A 21,930-nucleotide genomic window follows, 5' to 3' on the forward strand; every position below is an offset into this window, starting at 1 on the left:
GAGTACGTTTTCCTTCACAAATCGGCTGCACAGTGATCGGTCAAAATCCGAGCTCTCTCCGTAAAACTCTTCCCCCGTCTCACCCACAATGGCGATGCTGATGAGTTGGCAGGATTCTGCCTCGAAATTGGTGAATTCTGTATCGATGAAATATCGCTTCTTCCACGGACTGCGTGGACGTCGGTCGCTTGGGAGATACGGCATCATCGGACTCATGGTTGTCGGTTATCAGTCGGCGGCTAGACTATGAGCAAATAACGGGCAACGTTGTGCAGCCTTCTGCATTGAGGGGGAATACAACAAGAGAATACATTCGTATCATGATCAGACTTCTAAATCGGACGCTTCTAACAGTTGTGTGCATCACCTGAGTGATAACGCGATTCTCGTTGCCTGGGCAGTGCGCAGCTCGTTAATTTCGTCACGATGTTGTACTTAAAAGTGACAAAGGGCCGACGCAAGCGGATCTTAGCTCGTCTTGCCAGCGCCACCATTTGACGCTGGCGCACCTGATTGCGGCATCGAGGTTATCAACCGAGTATGGGGCCGCCCTCTAGAACTTCTATTCACACACACCTTTTGTACAGTTGGCGTCTATCTCAAATGTGTGATCGTGAGTGGCCAGTGCTCGAGTCGCCTACGAGGTGCCATCTGCTTAGATCGGTGCCATCAGCCGTTTTGACCAAGCATAGGGCGCTTTGTGATGCATCCGTAGATCCGGGGTGCGCTCCCCGTTCGATTGCGTCTATCCACCGGCAAAATGATTCGTACGTGATGTCAAGCTCCTCTTCCGCAAGCTCATTTAGGACGGCCGTCATGGGCAACTCACTATTCCATTCGAAGTATGCCGGATCTGGCGACATTGGTTCGTAGAGATCGTGTGTCGGAGTTGGGTGGCGTACCAGTCGCGCAATGCCCGCATCAAGCATGATCCTCGACCATTGCAGCAGGCGTTCGTGCTCATTGGATTGTGCGCGAAGGGACAACGCTTCACTTGGGTTTCCCCAACCTTGCGCAAGCGTGTTAATTGCCACCGCATACGGGCAATGCGAACCCATTCTCGGCCAATCGTCTGGGTGCACTCTTCGCCAGAACGATGTCCAGCCCCCGCTGATGTATGCCCATTCACAGCGGCACTCCCCGTGCCGAAGCGCCAGCTTCCGTTGCGCTTGTACACGCCGTGTCACAAAGCTAGGTGGCCTTGCAGATTTCGTGGCCATATCCTTGAAGTATTCGAAAACACTCGCGAAAGTGAGACCTTTGGCAGCCAATCTGTCTAATGCCACTGTGAACTCATGTGGCAACCGGCGTTTAGCAAACCGCCATGTGTCCCCGTGTGTTTCGACCAAATGGGTGATGGTGTTCTGCATCGGAGAGAGCGCACGCAACTTGTCAATGGCGTGAGGCGCACTTTCCGATGCGGAGTCATGAATGTATCGCGACCGCCATATCTCATGATTAGCCAGACCCGATGCTGCGACTTGCACATTGGCTAGCCAGGCCTGGAGAGAAGCCATGGACTCTACTGAGAAACTCGATTGAGCCGCCTTACGGCACCCCGGCCACGAGGCACACCTAGGTTTCATAATGTCGCGTAGTGTGGCGACTCGCTGGTGCGAGATTGCGCCGGCGCCAGTCGGTAACATTTGTTGCGTTAGTGCTATCTCATGGAACGGGCACAGGGCAAGCCAGGGCGCCTCATGAAGGGGGCAGTGATAGCCGTGCTTCGCGCACTCCTCACAATATCTGACATAGTGGGCAGTAGTTTTCTCAACTTTAGGTGCGTAGTGCCCACATCCTGAGAATGGTTCTGGGGCTAGAAGTGCTTGGATGACTGATTTCGGCTCCAGAAGAACTCCTGACAGGTTGGAGATCAGGCTCGCTGTTGAGCTCGAGTAACCATATGCAGAGAGCCCCAAGTACTCAAATCCTTCGCGGGGTTTGATACCATTTAGCTCGCAGAATCTGGTGACAACGGACAATAGCGATTCGTACTGGCGAATACTGTGAGATGACCAATTTTCCGCAGAATATTCGGCCAATTAGGCACCCGTGGATATTATGCGCATGTGGTCGGAGAAGTTTGTCCGTGACAGCTCTCGCAAGAGATTTTCATAGGACATGACGTCATCCCAAGGAGTTTCGGTAGCCAACTGCAGAAGCAGCGCCTCCACCGTCCTTGCGATGTGCTGCATTGGGAACTCACGGTGCCTGCGCGCCTCGTTCGGCGACAACTCGACTAGCGCCATCCAGAATTGTTGGACGGCTTCTGTTAATCGACGACCGGATAGATATGCTCCTGGCGCAAAATACTCGAGGAACGAGATGTTGCTTCCTGCCGGCCATTCCGAGTCAACGTCGTATGCGTTCAGTACATATTCGAGCTCTAGAGGTGACTGTAAGCCGCGAAACTTGGCGTGAGCAGCCATAAATCTAGCAGCGATGTGGGCGTTTCCTGTACTCGCCATATATTCGTGACGATAACTCAGTTGGTGAGAGCCTATTGAGAAGACGCTTAACAGGTAGCCCTCGTAATCGAGATCGTTTTGAAGACCTACCAACCATTTCCATTCTCGAAGCGTCATGTCCTGCGCTTCATCAATGAGAAGCACCGCGTAGTTGCGATTCGCACTATTTGCAATCGCGATGAAGCGTTCTTTGCATAAAAAAATTGACTCGACTCGTGCAGGCCGTTTTCGAGCGTCCGCGAAAGAAAACTTGGAGGCCATCAGAATCTGCTGCCAAAACGCTGCTTCGCTAACTTGACTGTCCGCGCGTCTGTTCCAAACCACCATAGGTACCACCTCATTGAATCGCTCTTCCAGAACTTTCAAGAGATACCATTGGACACAACGAGACTTCCCCAATCTTGACGCGCCGTAAATGTATCCTCCGGGACGTCGCTGATCGATCCAATCGCCCATTTGTTCGATCATTTCGTGCATTGGAGGAGTGTAGACAGCGTACTGTTGTGTCACGATGCTGTGGCTTGTATCGATACGAGGGGGGAGCGAGAACATTGTTATTTTTCTATTTGGCTCGAGTCATTCGGCGAGGTGGAAGCGGTGTGGCGACTCGCTCTTGCATCGCTGATCCGTCCGACCGGTTGTCTCCGAGCTCATTGGTGGGCCTGCGCTTCCGGGGTGCCATGTCGCGATGCTCCGCGTTGACGAGTGCTCTATCGAGCATTTGCTCGCCAATCGACCTCTGCGCAGCGAGCTCAAGAATTCTTCGCGCCTCAAGGTAAGCGGGGTATATCGGCAGCTTTTTCCTCGGTTGACTTTCAACAAAGCCGAGAAATTCTTGGATCGCGTCGCCCCCCGGTGGAATTTGCAGTTTTCCTACGGCAGAAAGCTGGCGAATTTTTGCTCTCACCATGAGACTGTGAGGAGAGACATGCCAAGGCGGAGCCGCGCGTAGAACACCAAGATGAGTTCCATCTAGCATCGACGCTAAAGCGACTCGGGCGTCGTCTTCCATGTGGCTTGTGACCCAGATTTTTCGTCCGACCAAATCGTGCCGAGCACCGAGTATTTCGTTTGAATATCGACCGTAGAAGAACGTGACGTATGGCGCGCGCCCTTCTGCTGCCCCGCCCTTTACGGTGCATTGCTTCTTCACGCTAAAGAACTGTGCAACAAGTTTGGGGTCCACGCGACGCAATTTTCCTTCAGTGTGTTGAAGCAAGAATTTTGCGTATCCGAGGGGCGTGCGGTACCCGATCCCGCTATGTTCGGTCGCGTTGTAGTTCGCGATGAGAACGTCGAGAAGTTCCTCCGCGTATTCAACCTGAAAAGCACTCGTGAGCGCCACTGCGTCCGGGTCCTGCCCTCGTCGATCGGTTGCTTTCGCCCCGGTTGTATTGGACAAACGCTGGAAGCCCCCGCTGGCCAGATTACGGAAAAATGCTTCGATAAATGGGCGGTCGTCTTTACTCCGACGTTTGGCGAACGAATTCTTCGGATGCAATAAAGTTGAACCAACTACATTGCTCAGAGTGTCGCGTACATGCTGGCATGTCTCTGCCAGTGCACCGTCGACGCTTGTTTCATCCCAGCACAGGCCCGAGAACGCCTCCCCGAGCACGGACAATAGTCCACCTCCGACACGGTAGGGCTCTTCGGAAAAATTCACGGGACGAGCTCGCCATGGCAACAGTGCACGCTTAATGGCGCGAAGCACGTCGTCCGTTGAAACCTCGCGTCCCATACTGAAGTAGTAACCAAGTACTGCTCGGGACATCACTTCAAGGATAACGACGACCCAAAGACGATGGATGATTCTCTCTTGAAAGCCACCTTCCGGCAGCGGTAGCGAAACACAAAAACGCCCGTCGAGCTTGTGTGCGTCCATTTCAACGCGCTGCATGAATCTGATCACGGGGCGCTCGGCACCATCACCGGACCGAAGTTTTTTGACTAGGTCGCTCCCCCCTGTCGCTCTGGCTAAAGCCTTCGGGTTCGCCGCTAACACTTGGTCTACGTATCTTCGGACTGAAAAATATCCTCTGGTTGCAGTGCAAAATGGCCATTCACCTCTGGCCTCCAAACCAAGGGCTCTGAGCTTGTTAAGAAACCATGCTAGTTGCTGCTTTCGGTTGTGCCGTGTTTCGGTCAACCGGCCTTTTGGCAGTTCTTTGCAGATCAGCTTGTCAAATTCGTTCCGCAAATCGGGATACCGATCCAAAACAGCCTGCATCGCCCCAGCTGCGCCATGACCAAATTGATCGACATGAACCGCTTTATTCCTCCGGTACTGGCGAATGCGTGTCCAAGGGCTCAGTCCTCTCCACCCAAAGACTCTCCCGTCAGGATGGGGCTGCAAGCATCGCTCCCTAATAAGCCGATAAGCTTGCTTCCCCGATATTTGTGTCCGCTGTCGAATTTCGGCCAAAGGAGCGCCGGCAATAAAGAGCAAGACCGCGGTTTTTCGATCGAAGTACTGGGCCTGCCTTTTCGCGGAAAGGGTGCTGATATCGAGCGTTGGCCAGCCCGACGCATCGATGTATTGACCTCCGATGGTCCGAACTAATGCGCCGTGCTCGTTGCTAATCTCGAACTGATGCATATGCTGCCCTGGCGGGTGCGAGCGTCCATACACCCGAACAGTAGGCGCTTTTTCTGCGATTTCAAGGTGGCGCCAACCCTAGCCAAAGAAGGAACAAAATTGCTTTCAAGGTCAAAAGAAAGAACAAAATTATGTAAAATTATTTTGTGCAATTTTGTTCCTCAGAAGGTGCGCGAAAGAGGCTGGGATTGTGATGGAATTCCTGCGAGTCGGAACAAATTTATGCAAATTGACGCCTACCATCTCCGACGATTTCGAGGCTTATTGCGAAGTCGTCCAAGGAAACAAACGCATCGGCACCACACGCGTGCGTCTTTTCCCGTCGCTCAGCCGCGACCCGAGAGCGCTCGCTCGATCTTCTTGTCCGTCTTGTACTGGCTCAACGCGTACACCGACCAGATAGCAGCCGGAATCCATCCGATCACCGTGAGTTGAAGCAGCAAACAGATGATCCCTGCAAACGGTCGTCCGATCGTAAAAAATTGCAGCCAGGGAAGAATCAAAGCAAGCAGCAAACGCATGTCCATCCTCGTTAAGGAATTCGCCGGCGTCCGGTCGGCACGGTCATGGTGGGTAAACCTTTCATCTAAGATCGAAACGATCCGGTTCTCCCCCCACCTCATAAGCCATCAGCATAAACGCAATTTCTTAACGTCTTCGCATATCTCCATTCCGAGACAGTCGATGCGCCCTTTGAAATCACTTTGACTTTGGAGAATGATCGTTCTACACTGCGGAGAACGATCATTCTCGCGTTTCCTAATGGCCTCCTCTTCTCAACCCGCGGATCTCTCTGCACCTCAACTCGCGCTGCTCGACACCACCGAGCGACTGGTCTACGCAGGGGGTATTCACGCCACTGGCGTCGATGCCATCGTCAGGGAGTCGGGCGTCGTCCGCAAAACGCTTTACCGTCACTATCCGACGAAGGAAGCGTTGGTGGAAGCTGCGCTCCTGCGTCGCGACGAGCGTTGGATGCAATGGTTCGTCGCGTCGACATCCCAAACCAACGATCCCGTCGAGCGCCTGCAATCGTGCTTCGACGCCCTTCGGACGTGGTTTGCCTCCGACGGCTTTCACGGTTGCGCGTTCCTGAACGCAGCGGGCGAGATTGGCGACCCGGCCAGCGGCATACGGTCGGTATCGAAACTGCATAAACAACGGCTTCTCGACTACCTGAGTGAACTCACTACCGCGAGCGGATTGCCTCAGCCGGATGCGCTCGCCGGAGAGTTGTTGATCCTGATTGACGGCGCGATTTCGGTCGCGCTCGTTTTCGGCGGAACCGAAGCCGCCGACACTGCCGCGCGTGTAGCGCGTCGACTTCTTGCCGTGTCTTAACCTAACCCGTGAGGTAATCCAACGTGTCATCCACCAACGAAAGCCGTCCGCCGCTTCCGCCGTTCACGCGTGAGACCGCGATTCAGAAAATCCGCCTTGCCGAGGACGGATGGAACAGCCGAGATGCTGCCAAGGTCGCCCTCGCGTACACCGTCGATACGAAATGGCGCAACCGCGCTGAATTCGTGAACAACCGTGCCGAAGCGCAGGCCTTCCTCGAGCGCAAGTGGGCCAAGGAACTCGACTATCGTCTGATCAAGGAACTGTGGGCATTTACCGATAACCGTATCGCAGTGCGCTACGCCTACGAATGGCGAGATGATTCCGGTAACTGGTTCCGCTCGTACGGTAACGAGAACTGGGAGTTCGGACCGGACGGGCTGATGGCGAATCGCTATTCCTGTATTAACGACCTGCCGATCAAGGAATCCGAACGCAAGTTCCACTGGCCGCTTGGGCGGCGGCCGGACGATCATCCGGGGCTGTCCGATCTCGGACTCTGATCGCATGTTCGACCCGCAACCGGGCACGCCGCACCAGCGGCGTCGCGCTCGGTTGGCGGCGCCCCGCATCAAGGCGCCGTTAAGTCCTCGAAAGAGGAAGCATCTTGTGCAACGTCCCGTCCCGAAGTACCCAGTGATGGTAAAGCGCAGCACAAACGTGCAGCGCTACTGCGCCCAGCAGCACATAGGCCAGCAGCGAATGGACGTCACCCATTGCGTGACCGAACGATGACCCCTGCGCCGATAAAGCAGGCAAAGAAATCACGCCAAGGAGCTTGACCCCGTAACCTCGGGCCGACGCATTGATCCAGCCCAGCACCGGCACGATCACCAGAAGTGCGTAGAGCCCCTTGTGTGCAGTAGCGACGAACGCATGCACCAGCGACTTCTGCCTGCTTTCCGGCTTGATCCGGTAACGCGTCCATAGCATCCGTATTGCCGTAAGCCCGAGAATCGTCGCGCCTAACGAGAGATGCCACGCGACGAGACCGATGGCAGGTGTTTGCCTCGTGATATCCGGCATCGCCCAGGCGACACCAAATTGAACCGCTAAGAGCGCCGCAGTGAACCAGTGCAAATAGCGGGACGCCGTATCGTAGCGCGTGATGCTTTGTTTCATCTGAACCTCTTGTCCGTCAGTTAAGAGCTGCATTCGGCCCGCACTATCGCTCAATGTCGTGGCCCATTACGGCAAATTTTGACGCACGAAACTTAGCAAAGACTTAGCAAGTTCCCCATTCCACAGAATGGTGACCGGGCAGGCGCGTCCTATTGGACGTCGGCCGAAAAATGCCTAGCATGAAGGAAACACCTTGATCGAGGCCCCCAATGCGAGCCACTCCCCTCCTCCTTTCAGCCACCCTTTTCAGCCTGCTGGCGATCCCTGCGCTTCCCGCAGCAATGGCCGCAGACGCAACCCGTCAAGCCGAAGTCGCAACGCGAGGCGCGCAGGTCATGCCCTTCGATCTCGCGGCTACCACACACGTCTTTACCAAGACGTCGTACGGCGGTGTCCAGCAAGTGATAGTCAGGAACCCGGCGGACACAGAACAGATTCGTCTGACCCAAACGCATCTCAAGGGCATCGCCGCACAGTTTCGTCGAGGTGACTTCTCTGGGCCGACCGACATTCACGGGGCGGCAATGCCGGGGCTGGCTGAACTGAAAAACGCCAGATCCGGAGAGATCGACGTCAGCTATCAAGATATTCCTAGCGGTGGCGAAATTCGGTATTCGACGAAGAACGATCATTGGGTCGAGGCGCTACACCAGTGGTTCGATGCCCAGTTGTCCGATCACGGCGCGCATGCGATGGAGGGACACGTCCATCCCGGCATGAACCATTGACGGCGCGTGGTTTCGACGTCGTTACAATGGCGTCCGCCGACGACAATCAGGCAACGTTATGCGCAAATTCAGCTTCCTCTGCGTACTCCGGGCGCTTGACGCGCACCGTGTCATGCAGCGCGCAATTGATCGCTTCGCGCGCTAGCGCGTTACAAGTGGAGGTCGCCATTGTTTTCACGTGCCCGACGTCGCACGATCCTGGGCACCGCGATCGCTCCCGCTGCTGCCGCCACTGCTGCGACCGAGGCCGTCGCCGCGAGACTTTTCCATGGATGCGCGTGCACATAGTCATCGGTTGCTTTCGCCCATTCGGACATTGTTTGACGGCTTGCTTTGCGCAAATCGTCGAGATGCGCGCTCAGATTCTCCAGTCGCACGCCGAGTGCCGGATTGGCTGCTTCCACCTCCAGACTTGCTTCGTCGGCAAGGTCTTTCAAAAGCGCTTTGACGTCCGCGAGCAGCGCATCTGCATCGTTGATAAGGGTCTGCCGTTGATTCTGATGGTCCATCGAAATGTCGTTCATGTCCGACTCCTGTGAGTTTCGGCACGGCATTTGCCGCTGCTGGCCTGTCTGGCACCTTTTGGATAGTGGCACCGATTCGTCCGCCGACTTTGTCTCAGGTCAACGCCCAGGCACTTCTGGGCGATGATGACGTAAATCAAGTTCCCCCCCACTTCTGTACAAACCCAAGCGTCGTTGTGACTATCGTGAAGCGGTAAAAAACATCAGAACGAGGCTGATCATGTCGCCATTCAATGCCGAGAGTCGCACGCCGGTGGAAGTCGAAATCAACGGTCGCCAGTACGTGGGGCACTATCGCGTCGTCAATGGATCGGTGATTGCGTACCTTGGCGACGATTGCCGTCTTGCCTCCTGCGATATCAACGGCCCCGAGGCCGTTGCGCGGTGGCTCATTTCCGACATGTCGCGAAAGAAGCAGAAAAAGGAACGAGCATCAAAATCCTGCTGAAGCGGGAGATTGTGTCGGGCCGTTCCAGACACGCTTGTCGCTTTTCACGGGGAAATAGATACGTGACGCCGGTACGCCAGGAGCGAACAGCGGCCGATGGTAGTGGACCCGGCGTTTGACTGTGCAGGAGCATGCCATGAACGATCGCGTTCTTATTTCGCCGATGGCGCTGGCCGCCATGCGGACAACGGCGCCCACCGTCGTCATCGACACCCGCGATGCCGCCAATTACGCCGAAGCCCACATTCCGGGCGCCGTCAATATCCACGAGATATTCACCTATCTGGCGACTTCGACGCCGGAAGGCCTGAGCGCACTGCGCGAGACCTTTGCGACCGCTTTCGGCAACGCGGGCTTGTCGGGCAAGGAGACGGCCGTCATTTATGAGCAATCCATGGAGACGGGGTTCGGACAATCTTGCCGGGGTTACGTGCTGCTTCGGTATCTCGGTTATCCGCGAGACAAGATCAAGGTCCTCCACGGTGGATTTTCCGCCTGGCGCGCGGCGGGTTTACCCAGCGCGACGGACGTTCCGCACCCGAAGCCTGTGGTCTTTCCGGTCACGACACGCGCCCGCGACATTCTCGTCGACCTCGCAGCGATGAAGACGGCGGTTGCCGACCGGCACATCGTCAAGCTCGACGTACGCGACGTGGACGAATGGATCGCGGAGAGTTCGTCGCCTTACGGACGCGATTTTTGCCCGCGCAAGGGGCGTATTCCAGGCTCCGTTTGGATCGAATGGTATCGAATGATGAAGCCGACTCCGACGGGAAAAATGTTCAAGAGCCCGAGCGAGATTCTGGCGGAGTGCGCAACGGTGGGCATCTCCCGGGAGACCCCAGTGATTGTCTTTTGCTTCAAAGGTGCGAGGGCGTCGAATACCTTCGTCGCGCTCGAGGAGGCGGGACTGAAGGACGTTCGTCTGTACTTTGGCTCGTGGAACGAGTGGTCGCGGGATCCTGCACTTCCCATCGAGGAAGGCCTCCCGTACAAGGTGTCGGCGGCGTCACCTCCCATCCGGGGGTGACGCCGCGCGCCTCACCGTGCCGGTCGGATGCAGCCGGAGTGCCGGTTCACGTCGTAGCGTTGCACGAGCACATTCTTTTCGGCCGTTACGACCTCGACAGTAACCGTATCGGCGTCCCGTTCAGCCACCTTGCCAACCTTCAGACGCGGGTTGCCCGATCGTTTGAGCCACTGTTCCATATTGCTGCGCACCTGATCGACGCTCAGATTGAGCTTCTCGCGCTGCGGGATGCGGTCCGGATCGGCACACGGACCGCATCCTCCAGGCCCATCCATCATGCCCTGTCCCATCATTCGGCCGGCATACCCGTCGCGCATCATGCCGGGACCGTATCCCTGCGCACACCCCCAGTTTCCGTCCGTCGGTTGTGCGCCTGCGGCCCCTGCCAGCATGGCAAATACTGCAGAAATTAAAACGCAAATGCGCCCGTGCCTCATCTCGCTTCGCATGGTGTTTATCTCCTCAACGTTACAGGCCCGGACTGGCGATGCCGTTGCACGCCCCTTCCCGGGAGCCCGTCTTAACGCTAGTTCCCGGGACGGCGCGTGGATTGAGGCATATCAACAAGGCGCGTCGGCGGCGTCGTACCGCATGCTCGTCGCTGGTGCGTCGTCCGTTGCGGCATGCTCGACGGTTGACCTCAATCAACCTGCGAGGACTCGTTTCGTCCATGCTGAAATCAGTGGCCGGATCGCGGGACGGTGACGTTCGTGAGCGCGCTTCATGCGCCGCTTTCAGCCTTGATCGTTCGCCCTGGCACAACCTACTTCGTAACGGCGGTGAACAATGAATGGACCGACTTCCCCGAAATCACCCCTGCACTTGCCCGCCCGCGTGTACGTCGCCATCGACCCGTATGGCGCGTCGGAACATGCCGTTGCCGTTGCGAGACGGGTTATCGCGACCTCGGGCGCGGTTCGTCTCGTGAGTGTCGCGGAGAACCCACTCACACATGTGCCTGCAGGATCGCTCGTGGGCGACGCGCTGAATGCTGCGCGCGCAGAACTGTCGGAGAAGGCGCACGAAGCGGTTGTCGCCGCCAGCGGCGTTTTTGCTCAACGCGACGTGCATGTCGAAACGCAGACCATCGACCTGTCTCAGCACGGTGGCGATGTCGCGCATGCACTGGTCGAGGACGCGCGAGCGTGGCACGCGGAACTGATCGTGCTTGGTGCGCGCCAGCACCATGGTTTGGTGCGCTGGATCGAGGGCGCCGTTTCGGAACCGCTGGCGCGACTTGCCGAGTGCCCAGTCCTCGTCGTCCCCGAAAACTGTTCGGATAAGGCTGGCCATTCGCTCAATCGCTTGCTTTTCGCCGTGGACGGCAGCGATCAGGCTGCGCAGGCAATGCGCTTTGGCCTGCGGTTTGCCACGAGCACCACACATGCCCGCGCAATCTATGTGGTGGATTGTGCGGTGCGCCTGAGCGATCTTGCTCCTATCGATATTCTCGAAAACGCATTCGTGGAAGAAGGGACTCGCGCGCTTGAGGCGGCGAAGTCGAGGCTCGCAGGAACGGTAGCCAGACCTGGCACCGCTCTCATCAGAACAGACCGCACACGGGACGACGTTGCGCACGCGATCGTCCGGGAGGCAGAGCGCTGGCATGCCGACCTGATCGTGATGGGTACGCATGGGCGACGCGGCATCGTCCGCTGGATGCTTGGCACAGTCGCCGGACGCGTTGCGCAGATTGCCCGGACACCTGTTCTGCTCGTACGTGCGCCACACGTGTGACGCCTCCGACATCGCTCCCTACGACACGATCATTGACGAGCGTCAATCCCGCCGAGCCCCGATGGATTAGCTTGAATCGTGGGGAGGTGGTGTCACCGATGTGGGTCGCGCCACCTCCGGTCAAAACCAGGAGGTTGGGATGAAAGGCGATCTTCAATTGAAGAAGGACGTGGAGCAGGAACTGGAATGGGATCCTGCCATCAACGCAGCGGACATCGGTGTAGAAGTCCACGACGGTATCGTCACGCTGTCGGGCCATCTGCGAAGCTACGCAGAAAAACTCGCGACAAAGCGGGCGACGCAGCGTGTCGAAGGCGTGCGGGCCGTGGTCGTCGAATTGGTGGTAGCGGTACCCAACGAACACCGACGCACCGACGCGGACATCGCGAGCGCCGCGCGCACCGTATTGCTTTGGAGCGCAGGCCTGTCCGAGCGTGCCGTACAGGTCACGGTCGAAAAAGGGTGCGTCACGCTCACAGGGGAAGTCGACTGGGGCTATCAGATGCTGGCGGCGGAAAAGGTCGTCGCGCACCTTCGCGGTGTCAACACTGTCTTCAACGATATCCGCATCAAGCGCCGTACGGCACCGACCGACATCACAAGCAAAATCGAATCGGCGCTCAGGCGGCACGCCGAAGAAGATGCACGACACATCTCCGTTCAGGTCGCCGACGGCACCGTCACCTTGTGCGGGAATGTCAGCTCTTTGGACGAGAAGACGATGGCGTGTAACGCTGCATGGTCCGCCCCCGGCGTGCGACACGTGATCGACAAATTGTCCGTTGGCCGCCCATAGGCGCGGCTTCAGCCGGTTGCATCGTCACGCTTCCAAGGAGAATTGCGATGATCAGATTTGTTGCCCTCATGTTTTTGCTGTCCTGGCTTCCGGGCTTATGGATGGCAGACAATGCCGTATCAGCCCCCATCGCGACACAAGAGAAATCGTCGGATGTCACCTATATCACCGGCGGTATCGGTGAGGACGAAGTCAGACAATTCCGCGAGGCGGCCGCCGGGTACAACCTACGGATGACGTTCGCAACGACCTCCGGCAGCTATCTGTCGGATGTGGATGTCATGATCTCCGATGCCGCTGGGCACTCGATACTCACCGTGAGAACCGAAGGCCCGTTCCTGTTCGTCAAATTGCCACCTGGGCGTTACGGCGTTGCGGCCCAAGTGCCGCAAATGACCGAGCACCGCAACGTTCGTGTTCCCACCCGGGGGAGCGTGGAATTGAATTTCCATTGGGATATCCCTGACTATCTCGGTGATTTGCACCTTTGCGCGAACTGCCCGAAGCCGTTGAAACGCTGATGGCAGGCGAAGCATGTCGTTTTGATGTGGGTCATGGCGAGGGGCGTACGCGGGATCTATACATGTCAGATAACCCAAGGCGCAATGCATTTCGTTGCAAGGCGCACAACACCTTCCGGAGATTCCATGTCGTCCATTCAGCAGCGATACAAAGGTTTCGAGATTGAAGCGCAGGCCAAACTCGTCGGCCCGGGCGGTTATACCGTTCCAAGCACGGAGCGCCGCTATATGCCCGTCGCCGTATTGCGTGGTATCGGCGTCGAGGGCGGCAACGCTCAGAGCCAGCACCGCGATGCTGTCGTGTCGGAAGGCGTCGTCATACACATCCGGCTGAGCAAGCGCTTGGATACCGATCCCTTTCGAGCGATTCAGGTCGCTGTTGCCTATGCGCGTGGCGTGATCGATGCGATGCCTGCGACTGAATTCGACATGGCATTCATGGCACCAGTCCCCATCCCGATGCCCCGCGTGCTTCATTGATGGACGTGAAGAAATGCCATGACCCAACTCATCATCCTGATCAATGTCGTGGCATTTTTGCTCCAGCTGGCCGTGGGTGATCCCGCCATCGATGCGCTTGGGCTTTGGCCATTGAGGGCCGCCTCGTCGAGTATTGCGCATGCCCCCGGCGCCCCATACGCAGTAGCTCCATTTCACGTGTGGCAGCTCCTGACTTACAGCCTGCTTCACTCGGGATGGGTCCATCTCGCGTTCAACATGTGGGGGCTTTATCTCTTTGGCAGGGATATCGAGAACGAAATTGGGGCGATGCGCCTGCTCGCGCTCTATGTCGGTAGCGCAATCAGCGCCGGGCTCACGCAACTGCTGGTCACGTCACTGATCTTTCCGTCTCCCTACCCGACCGTGGGAGCCTCCGGCGGTGTTTTCGGTCTGCTCTTCGCCTTTGCCGTTTTGTTTCCACGCAGGACTGTCATTCTGCTGATACCGCCCATCCCCTTGCCCGCGTGGCTGTTCGCCACGCTCTATGGAATCGCCGAGTTGGCCGTGGGCGTTTCCGGGACACTCAACGGCATTGCGCACTTTGCTCACGTGGGGGGAATGCTGGGAAGTGCGCTGTTGATGCTGTACTGGCGGCAATACAACCGAGAGCAGCGCGCCCGCGGGTGAAGTCGCCCGCACGACGCGGCTTATACCCTCTTCTGCAACTGAGGTGTCATCGTGCTAAAGAAGATTCTGGTGTCGGTCGATGGGAGTCATGCGTCGCGTCTGGCCATGTTGGAGGCTATCGAAATCGCGCAGCTCAGTCATGCGGAAATCAAGGCCATCTTTATCGTCGACGATAGCGATACGCTGATGGATAACGTGTATATCGATCGTGCGGGCCTGTTGCGGAGCATGACGGCGTATGGTCAGGACGTCCTGGACACATGTCGTCAGCTGTGCGATTCCGCAGGGGTGCCTTGCGTGACGGAGATCGTCGGAAAGCCCGTGATGAAAGGCCGCATTGCGCAGACCATTCTTGCTCAGGCCGCCGGCTGGCATGCGGACCTAATCGCGCTGGGGACTCACGGACGCCGAGGTCTGGCGCGGCTGGTCGTGGGCAGTGTCGCCCAGGGCGTCGTGAACGCCAGCACAAAGCCGGTATTGCTCATGCGTAGCGGCGAGGAAGATCAGGTCTGAGCTCAGACAGTCGCGCCCGCGTGCCCGATCGTCTGGGCGAGCACCGGGATTTCGCTTTCATTCAGCGACATGGCGCCAGCGAGCAGACGCGGGTTCAGCCAGCCCCTGACGACACAAGCCAGCCCGACAGCCGCGCAGTACAGCGAGACGTTCTGCGAAATCGCACCGATCGCCACACCAGCGAACGTGTCGCGTTGCTCGGCAGGAAACTGATCTGCACGGAAATGGTTGACGACGTAGACGAGGTCCAACGGGGCGTCCCCGACGAAGTCCTGATACCCGGTCAGATTTCGGGCATCCACCGCACGCTTGAGCCGTAGCTCGTGCGACATGGGGTCGTACCGGTAGACCCCTTCCGGCAACGCTGCATAAATGTCGATTTCATGCACGCCACGAGCAGAGGGTGCCGTGCGTCCACCGGTATCCGCGCGATTGATCCCATTGGCGGCTCACAAGAGGTCGCCGAGTTGCTGTGGCGAAAGCGAAGCCTGCGAGAATTCGCGTGTCGTTCTGCGCCGTGCCAGCGCGACCATCAGAGATGCCCCATCGCCAAGGTCCGGTGAGGGAAGATCGATGATGTCCGGGGATCCGGTCACCGAAGTCGGTACAGTCGGGGCGGGGACGATTTCGTAGGGAAAGCGATGAAGGTCGTTCATGATCTGAATCCGTCGATGGATGGCGTCCGGGTGCGCGCGCGGACGCCTGAAATTTACGGACGATGCCAACGCACACGTAACTCGGACTGGCCGTGACCATAGTCGAAATGGAGCTTGCCTCCGTAGGCACGGTGAATCGCCGTGGCGATATCACGCGCGGCATGCACGCCGGTCGTGGTAATGGCGGTCCCCGATTCATCCGACGCGATCTTCATCACACGCTCCATGGCATGCTCACGCTGCAATCGTTGCGCCCGATGCGCGACAAGGCCGAGAATTTCGGCACGGTGCGTCACCTCGAAATCGCCTTCGAGCATGAGGCGTGCGGCAGGAACGCCATCAGCGATACGATGGCATGCGGAACATGTCAGCGACGTCGTCCCCGGTGGTATGGCACGCCATTGCCAACGCCCCCGCATATAGACGGCGTGACAGCCGGGGCAAACCGCCAGGGCGGGCGCCGCGTCGGGTTGCTGGTAGCTGTCCGGGAGATTCGCATCGGGAAAATGGTCCCAAGTCACAGGTCGAACCGTGGTCGAACGGGCTCTGAATTTCATCATGCAACTCCTGAAAATACCGGCCGTGGGGCGCGCTGTGGGCCCACGTCCGGTGAGTAGAGAGGCCGCTGCCGGAAGCCCCGCAGAGACGATCAATATGTCAACGGTAGCTGTTCATTGCGCTCGCGCCTTGGCCTGAATCAAACTCTGTGCACGCCGTCCGGACCTTCATCGAACATGCGCTTTCGCGCTATCGGGGTAATGCGTCACGGTCGTATTGATTTCTGGGGTTCCACAGCATCCAACCGTCCGTCTGCTCAGACTCGGCAGCCTTGATCTGCGCCTGAATCTCCAACGGGCCGAACGCTTTGCGATCGAAGGCGTAATCACGGAACGCCTGCAACCACGGCCGGAATCTCACGCCTGGCAGTCCGGAGCGCCGGATAGCTTCACTGAGCGAGCGCGAGACGATTTCGCCGGGATGCTCGGTCGGCTTGCGGCAACCGGGAAGTCCCCATGTGAACCCCGAGGGGTAAAGCATGGGGGAGATGTAATCCACGCGACTACCGAATGTCTCAAGTTGCTGGCCGATGTCGGTGTCGTTCAGGTTCCAGCACACGTAGCCGAAGATGTCGACGGACGTGTACACGCCATAGCGCGTGAGGCGTTCTTGCGCCGCATCGAGAAAGCCCGTAATGGCGGCCACCCGGTGGGCCTCGGTGTTGGGTTCGTGAAATTGCAGCCCCGCCGCATCGGGGAATCTCAGATAGTCGAACTGGATCTCATCGAATCCCATGCGCGCCGCCTCTTCCGCTAGATCGAGATTGTGTGACCAGACGACCGGTAACGTTGGATCAAGCCATCGCAGTTGTTCGTGGTCGCGCCAGACATCGCCGTGAGCGTTGCGCACGGCCCACTCCGGGCGTACCTGCGCCAAAGGATCGTCCTTGAAGACGACGATTCGCGCGATGAGGTAGAGTCCGCGCGCATGCAGCACCTTCACCAGACCGGGAAGGTCCGCGACGTGCGGCGCGTTCCTCGGGATGTACGCCTGAGCGCCGATATGTCCGCGCGCGACACTTTGGTATGGCGTCACGCCACGATCCCCCTTCAGATCGATGACCAAAGCGTTGATGACCGTGGTGTCCGTGAGTGCAAGCGCTGCCGCCAGCAGCGTCCGGCTCGAGACGCCGTAGGCTGATAGATAGACGGCCTTCGGACGAAACGCCGTCATCGTCACGACCATGCCGCCCTTCCCCGGCTGCGCGATCGGCACCGCTACGCGCAAGAACCCCGGCGCCTTTACCGTTAGCGTCGCGACTTCGGCACCCACGTCGGAGATCGTGAACGATCCGTCCTTCGCAGTCATCGCCACCTGCTCTCCCGCAACGACGATTGCGCCCGCTATGGGTTGCCGTGTTCTGGCGTCCACGACCATGCCCGACGCAGCGTTTGCGGCGAGTGACGCCAGCGTCAGCAGGCAGATCAGTATTGCGCCGACGCGCTTCACCTGACTAGTCATGATGTGTCTGCGCTTGCACGAGCATGCGTCGGCACCCCGAGTAGCAACGCCACCGCCGACAACGACAAGGCGAGCCAGCGAGCGCTCAAACGCACCAATGCGGCAACCGCTTGTCCGCTTGTTGCATCGACACTCATATTTGCGCTCATGGTCGTTGGTATCGCGACGATGCCTCATCGCTGCATGCGTGTGAGCGCCCAGCGTGCTGCCGCGTGTGAGTCGTATAGAAAGGCGGCGTGCCGGAGGGGGGCTTGCGCCGCCCTCCGCCCCAATCATGGGAGAACCGCTTGCACGCTGCGATTCACTGAATCATCAGTTGACGCTCGCCCGCATCGGCGCGTTTCGGTAATACCAGTTCCAGCACGCCGTCGCGGTAATTTGCTTGCGCCTTGTCTTTGTCGACACTTTGCGACAGCGAAAAGCTGCGATACATATCGCCTTCGTAACGCTCGCGATGGACGAAGTTGCCGTTGTCCTTCTTTTCCGTCGAATCGCTGAAGTGGGCGCTGATGGAAACTTGATTGCCATCCAGCGCCACTTTGATGTTTTCCTTGCTCACGCCGGGCATGTCGGCGCGAACCGTGAACTGCTTGTCGTCCTCCTCGACGTCGAGCTTGATCTGCATGCGCTTGCTGCTCTCCAGCGCTAGCGGACGCCAGAAAGCGTTGCGGAAGAAATTCTCGAAAGGTTCATCGATGCCCAGCGGATCGAATCGGGTAAGGTTTGCCATGATTAACTCCAAAGGTGATTGATGCGGTGGCGCGCTCCGTTCCCCCCGGCTCGCACCCTTTCTACTGTATAAGCGCGTCGCGCGCCGCCATTGACCGAAGTCAAGCCGGTGTGCCGCCTCAGTGGGAGCCGACTGTGGAAGAAAAAATGTCGGCAAGCCAGATCGCGGCGACGACAAAGACAAGTCCTGGCACCACCGTCCTTGCGAATCGCCGCCCCCCCGAAATCGCGGCGACAACACCTTTGGCCAGTGCGTTCGTCGATACACCGGCGAGTATGGGCAGCGCCGCGCTCTGCATGCCTAGCCGCCCCTGTTCGACGAGCGAAGTGACGCTGGCGGCCACCGAGTGCGCATCGGCCAATCCTCCGGTCATCGCTACGACCAGCAAACCGGCGCTCCCATACCATTGCGAAAGTGCACCCGATGCGAGCATGACCAGAGAGACGCTCAATGTCAGGATCAATGCCGACTTCAGGTCGATACCTACATCGATAACGGGCATGTCTGCCCCGCTCTGGCGGCTTGCGCGCCACAGTGCCCACAGGGCATAGGCCAGCGCGGTCAGCGCACCGGCGCCAAGTGGAAAAGCCAGATGGATCAGCACCCCGGGATGGATCGTTCCGATCACGATCCCGAGCTGTATCATTGTCGCAATCGTCGATAACACGGCACCGGCTGCCGCTGTTGGAAGCCGTTCGGGATTTCGTTTTGCCAGCGCCCCCATGGCGCTGATCGTCGCAATGCTCGAAGCGAATCCCGACACGAAGCCTGTGACGGGCAGCCCGGCCCGCAGCCCGAGTACACGCTGTGCGATATGTCCGATCAGCGCGACCAGCAACATGACGATCGTGAACCGCCAGATCGTGTAAGGGTTCAGGGCGTAGAGCCCGTCGATTGGCCGGTCGGGAAGGATGGGAAGAATGACGAGCGCTGCAACGGCGAGCAATAGCGCGTCCTGCAAGTCGCCCTCGGTAATGACGCCTGTCACGAAACGGTGGAGGTGAAATCGCACCTGTAGCACGCATGCCACGGCCACACCGAGCGCGACGCTGAGTTCCGGTGCCCGTTGAGCCAGTGCGCCGAGCGTCAGGGTAAGGAGTAGCGCGACTTCCGTCGTCAGTCCGGGGTCGTCGTGCGGTCGCAAGTAGGCCACGGCCAGAAGCGCGCTGAGACCGACAGCCGTCGCGACGACGAACCATACGCCCCCTACCGTCATGGTGACGGTGCCGAGCATGGCGGTCAGTGCGAACGTCCGGATACCCGCTGCGCCACGCTCTCGTGTCGTGCCTTTGCGCCGCTCACGTTCGGCACCGATCAGCAAACCGATGGCCAGTGCCGTCGCGAACGGTAACAGGTCATGCATGGGTCCGGTCATGAGGAAATTCGGCACAGTTGCCACCGTAGTAGCGAGAATGCCTCCAGCTTAGTGGGTGCATGGCGTCGGTGCCCACGCAATGAACCAACATTGATCGAACGCAATCGCCCTGACCGTTCGCGTGCCTATGCTGGTATCGACACCTCACTTTGGCACGGCATCTGCCGTGATATCCATCATGTCTCCCAACTCGCCATTGCTCTCGCCTCAGACCGCACATCGCCCCTTCAAGCGGATTCTCATCGCCGTTGACCCTGGCGGCGCCTCGTCCAAGGCGGTCAGCTACGCGGCCCACCTTTGCTCGGCGCAGACGCAGGTGCTGGTGATGGGAATATTCGAGGACCCGAAAGCCTACCTCCTGCCCCACTCCGCCACGCCCGCCGATGTTCGCGAGGCCTTCGAGGAACTCAAAAACGACGAGTTGGCGTCGCTCGAAACGGCACGCTCAACGCTGCGCAGCACCGGTGCGCAAGTCCATCTTCGCTTACTCGGCCCGGCGCTCGGAAACCTTGAAATATCCACACAATTGGCACGCACTGCCCGCGACTGGGACGCCGATCTGATCGTCGTCGGGGCCGAGCGCACGGCCGGCGTGATTTCCTTGCTGGCGACCAAAGTGTCCGCCGTGCTGGCCGAGCACACACACCGCGCCATTCTCGTGGTGCCGGGCGATGCGGACGAGTCGACGCTGCGCCCCGCGAAGCGCCTCTTGTTTGCTGTGGACGGCAGCGATGCCGCGCTGCACGCGGTGCGCGTCGGCTTGCGGCTTGCCCCGCCACACGCCCGGTTGCTGGCGTTGTTCGTCGAAGACAGGGGTATCGATTTGGCTCAACTGCGTCAGTTTCTCGTCTCTCCGACGTTTGATTCCAGGACGGCTGATCACGCAGTGGAGCAAGCAAAGGCTGTCATGGCCGAAGGCAACCCCGGCATGACCATCGAGAGTCTGGTGTCGCACACCCGTCTGACCGAAGACGTGGCGTGCGCCATCAAACGGGAGGCGCACGATTGGAGGGCCGATATCGTGGTCGTAGGCGCTGAGGATCGGAACGGGATGTTTTCCTGGTTCCGAGGGCACGAAAACGAGCGCGTGGCGCGAGAAATCGACCGCCCGCTTCTCGTGGTCAATGTGGCGCAATAGAGCGAATTGAACTGTCTTCCCACCGAGATCACTGAGCAGTCGACTTTACGACGAGCACCGGGATCTCCGCGTGCGACACAAGACGGCTCGCTTCGCTCCCGAGCGCCAGACGAGACAGCCCGCGGCGGCCATGTGAGCCGGAGATGACAAGATCCGATCCGGCACGCAGCGCCTCGGCGAGCACACGGTCGGCCACGTGCATGCGACTGTCGACGAGCGGCAGCGTGATGAAGTCGGCCGCCACCCCTTCGCGCGACAGCACATTCAATGCCGCCTCCCGCACGGCCATCGTTTCCGCACCGACCGAGTCTCTAACGTCGGTAAGCGACGGCAACGCCGCAGCCATCAGGGGAAAGTACAGCGCGGGGTCGATTTCGACATAAGCGACACGCAGGCTGGCACCCAACGCACGTGTGAGGCGTGCGGCATGGGTAAGCGCGATCTCCGATGAAGGACTGCCATCGAAAGCCATCAGAATGTGTCGATACATGTGGCACCTCCGGTTCATGAGACGGCATGAGCAGTCCCGGACAATGTCATTCGCATTTGCGTTTCGACGCAATCGAAACGATATCGGCGTGACCGAAGCCACGGCTGTAGTCGAGCACCTTCATTGCCCAGGATTCGAGCTTCACGATCGTCGTCCGGCTCGATCCGTGCTCCGGGACTCGTGTCCACGCATTGGGAAAGCGGGCGTCGAGCAAACGGATGGCGAGAGAGCGCTCGGCGGATTCATCGGGCAGGATTTCGGCATAGGCATGCCCGGAGATCGCCTTGATCTCCGGCCACCCGGCGTAGGGCCTGAAAAGGCAGTAGGACACTTGCGCGTTGTACTCGATGTTGGCGATCTTGCGGCTGTCGCGTGCTGTCGCAAAATAGATGTCGAGCCCCTGATGGACGAAACATACGATGTCGGACTGCGGGTTGCCGTCATGCATCAGTGTGGCCAGCGACAACTCCCGGCAGCCGTCCAGAATCTCCATCACGACCGTCTCCAGCTTCGGATTCATTGATCGTCTCCCGTGGTATCGCGCCGCGCCTCGCAACGCGACGACAT

Annotated in this window: 24 protein-coding genes and 1 pseudogene; 12 read left to right on the top strand and 13 right to left on the bottom strand. The window is 58.7% G+C overall.

Going from position 1 to position 21,930, the window contains the following annotated elements:
* Positions 1–2,042: 2,042 nt before the first annotated feature.
* From PCO31010_RS01000 to PCO31010_RS01010, 3 genes are all read right to left on the bottom strand, one after another.
* The gene (locus PCO31010_RS01000) at positions 2,043–3,020 is read right to left on the bottom strand and encodes an ATP-binding protein (protein ID WP_150662594.1); all 978 of its coding nucleotides are present in this window, start codon (positions 3,018–3,020) and stop codon (positions 2,043–2,045) included.
* Positions 3,021–3,030: 10 nt separating this feature from the next.
* Positions 3,031–5,067, bottom strand: coding sequence for a hypothetical protein (locus PCO31010_RS01005; RefSeq protein WP_150662595.1), 2,037 nt, complete (start codon positions 5,065–5,067; stop codon positions 3,031–3,033).
* Positions 5,068–5,393: 326 nt separating this feature from the next.
* Positions 5,394–5,588 (bottom strand): YqaE/Pmp3 family membrane protein, encoded by a 195-nt coding sequence (locus tag PCO31010_RS01010; RefSeq protein WP_150662596.1) that lies wholly within the window; start codon positions 5,586–5,588, stop codon positions 5,394–5,396.
* A 241-nt stretch (positions 5,589–5,829) separates the two neighbouring features.
* Here PCO31010_RS01010 and PCO31010_RS01015 point away from each other — a divergent pair, with 241 nt between their 5' ends.
* Positions 5,830–6,408 (top strand): TetR/AcrR family transcriptional regulator, encoded by a 579-nt coding sequence (locus PCO31010_RS01015; RefSeq protein ID WP_150662597.1) that lies wholly within the window; start codon positions 5,830–5,832, stop codon positions 6,406–6,408.
* A 23-nt stretch (positions 6,409–6,431) separates the two neighbouring features.
* The gene (locus PCO31010_RS01020; protein WP_150662598.1) at positions 6,432–6,911 is read left to right on the top strand and encodes a nuclear transport factor 2 family protein; all 480 of its coding nucleotides are present in this window, start codon (positions 6,432–6,434) and stop codon (positions 6,909–6,911) included.
* A 79-nt stretch (positions 6,912–6,990) separates the two neighbouring features.
* Here the strand turns inward: PCO31010_RS01020 and PCO31010_RS01025 are convergent, their stop codons facing one another.
* Positions 6,991–7,530: a cytochrome b gene (locus PCO31010_RS01025; protein WP_150662599.1), complete on the bottom strand. Its 540-nt coding sequence runs from the start codon at positions 7,528–7,530 to the stop codon at positions 6,991–6,993.
* Between the two features lie 209 nt (positions 7,531–7,739).
* On the opposite strand from PCO31010_RS01025, the gene PCO31010_RS01030 reads away from it, so the two are divergent.
* Positions 7,740–8,258 (top strand): aspartate carbamoyltransferase, encoded by a 519-nt coding sequence (locus PCO31010_RS01030; protein WP_150662600.1) that lies wholly within the window; start codon positions 7,740–7,742, stop codon positions 8,256–8,258.
* A 149-nt stretch (positions 8,259–8,407) separates the two neighbouring features.
* On the opposite strand, the gene PCO31010_RS01035 is transcribed toward PCO31010_RS01030, so the two are convergent.
* On the bottom strand, positions 8,408–8,782 hold the full coding sequence (locus PCO31010_RS01035) for an ElaB/YgaM/YqjD family protein (RefSeq protein WP_150662601.1): 375 nt from the start codon (positions 8,780–8,782) through the stop codon (positions 8,408–8,410).
* Positions 8,783–9,002: 220 nt separating this feature from the next.
* On the opposite strand from PCO31010_RS01035, the gene PCO31010_RS01040 reads away from it, so the two are divergent.
* Together PCO31010_RS01040 and PCO31010_RS01045 are read left to right on the top strand one after the other, a co-directional pair.
* Positions 9,003–9,230, top strand: a complete 228-nt coding sequence (locus tag PCO31010_RS01040) for a hypothetical protein (RefSeq protein ID WP_174984181.1) — start codon at positions 9,003–9,005, stop codon at positions 9,228–9,230.
* A gap of 136 nt (positions 9,231–9,366) precedes the next feature.
* Entirely contained in the window at positions 9,367–10,260 is an 894-nt protein-coding gene (locus PCO31010_RS01045; protein ID WP_150662603.1) for a sulfurtransferase, read from the top strand.
* Positions 10,261–10,271: 11 nt separating this feature from the next.
* Here the strand turns inward: PCO31010_RS01045 and PCO31010_RS01050 are convergent, their stop codons facing one another.
* Complete coding sequence (locus PCO31010_RS01050) at positions 10,272–10,709, bottom strand: hypothetical protein (protein ID WP_150662604.1); 438 nt, start codon at positions 10,707–10,709, stop codon at positions 10,272–10,274.
* Positions 10,710–11,046: 337 nt separating this feature from the next.
* Between PCO31010_RS01050 and PCO31010_RS01055 the strand changes: the two genes are divergently transcribed.
* From PCO31010_RS01055 to PCO31010_RS01080, 6 genes are all read left to right on the top strand, one after another.
* The gene (locus PCO31010_RS01055) at positions 11,047–11,997 is read left to right on the top strand and encodes a universal stress protein (RefSeq protein WP_150662605.1); all 951 of its coding nucleotides are present in this window, start codon (positions 11,047–11,049) and stop codon (positions 11,995–11,997) included.
* Positions 11,998–12,136: 139 nt separating this feature from the next.
* Entirely contained in the window at positions 12,137–12,793 is a 657-nt protein-coding gene (locus PCO31010_RS01060) for a BON domain-containing protein (protein WP_150663435.1), read from the top strand.
* Between the two features lie 47 nt (positions 12,794–12,840).
* Positions 12,841–13,314 (top strand): carboxypeptidase-like regulatory domain-containing protein, encoded by a 474-nt coding sequence (locus tag PCO31010_RS01065; protein ID WP_150662606.1) that lies wholly within the window; start codon positions 12,841–12,843, stop codon positions 13,312–13,314.
* Positions 13,315–13,440: 126 nt separating this feature from the next.
* Complete coding sequence (locus PCO31010_RS01070) at positions 13,441–13,794, top strand: hypothetical protein (RefSeq protein ID WP_150662607.1); 354 nt, start codon at positions 13,441–13,443, stop codon at positions 13,792–13,794.
* Between the two features lie 18 nt (positions 13,795–13,812).
* On the top strand, positions 13,813–14,442 hold the full coding sequence (locus PCO31010_RS01075; RefSeq protein WP_150662608.1) for a rhomboid family intramembrane serine protease: 630 nt from the start codon (positions 13,813–13,815) through the stop codon (positions 14,440–14,442).
* Between the two features lie 51 nt (positions 14,443–14,493).
* A complete protein-coding gene (locus tag PCO31010_RS01080; protein ID WP_150662609.1) occupies positions 14,494–14,955 on the top strand; it encodes a universal stress protein in 462 nt (153 codons plus the stop codon).
* Positions 14,956–14,957: 2 nt separating this feature from the next.
* On the opposite strand, the pseudogene PCO31010_RS01085 reads toward PCO31010_RS01080, so the two are convergent.
* The 5 genes and pseudogenes from PCO31010_RS01085 to PCO31010_RS01105 form a co-directional block, all read right to left on the bottom strand.
* Positions 14,958–15,611: pseudogene (locus tag PCO31010_RS01085) on the bottom strand (nitroreductase family protein).
* 53 nt (positions 15,612–15,664) lie between these two features.
* Positions 15,665–16,171 carry a BCAM0308 family protein gene (locus tag PCO31010_RS01090; protein ID WP_343039053.1) on the bottom strand — a complete coding sequence of 169 codons (507 nt, stop codon included), beginning with the start codon at positions 16,169–16,171 and terminating at the stop codon, positions 15,665–15,667.
* 187 nt (positions 16,172–16,358) lie between these two features.
* Entirely contained in the window at positions 16,359–17,630 is a 1,272-nt protein-coding gene (locus PCO31010_RS01095; RefSeq protein ID WP_150662610.1) for a putative glycoside hydrolase, read from the bottom strand.
* Positions 17,631–17,931: 301 nt separating this feature from the next.
* Positions 17,932–18,360: an Hsp20/alpha crystallin family protein gene (locus tag PCO31010_RS01100; protein ID WP_150662611.1), complete on the bottom strand. Its 429-nt coding sequence runs from the start codon at positions 18,358–18,360 to the stop codon at positions 17,932–17,934.
* 118 nt (positions 18,361–18,478) lie between these two features.
* A complete protein-coding gene (locus PCO31010_RS01105; RefSeq protein ID WP_150662612.1) occupies positions 18,479–19,735 on the bottom strand; it encodes an MgtC/SapB family protein in 1,257 nt (418 codons plus the stop codon).
* A gap of 127 nt (positions 19,736–19,862) precedes the next feature.
* Here PCO31010_RS01105 and PCO31010_RS01110 point away from each other — a divergent pair, with 127 nt between their 5' ends.
* Positions 19,863–20,873 (top strand): universal stress protein, encoded by a 1,011-nt coding sequence (locus PCO31010_RS01110; RefSeq protein WP_150662613.1) that lies wholly within the window; start codon positions 19,863–19,865, stop codon positions 20,871–20,873.
* A 28-nt stretch (positions 20,874–20,901) separates the two neighbouring features.
* On the opposite strand, the gene PCO31010_RS01115 is transcribed toward PCO31010_RS01110, so the two are convergent.
* Entirely contained in the window at positions 20,902–21,363 is a 462-nt protein-coding gene (locus PCO31010_RS01115) for a universal stress protein (protein WP_174984183.1), read from the bottom strand.
* Between the two features lie 46 nt (positions 21,364–21,409).
* Positions 21,410–21,883 carry a pyridoxamine 5'-phosphate oxidase family protein gene (locus PCO31010_RS01120; RefSeq protein WP_150662615.1) on the bottom strand — a complete coding sequence of 158 codons (474 nt, stop codon included), beginning with the start codon at positions 21,881–21,883 and terminating at the stop codon, positions 21,410–21,412.
* Between the last annotated feature and the right edge of the window lie 47 nt (positions 21,884–21,930).

The sequence above is a fragment of the Pandoraea commovens genome, from assembly GCF_902459615.1.
GTDB classification, from domain to species: Bacteria; Pseudomonadota; Gammaproteobacteria; order Burkholderiales; family Burkholderiaceae; genus Pandoraea; species Pandoraea commovens.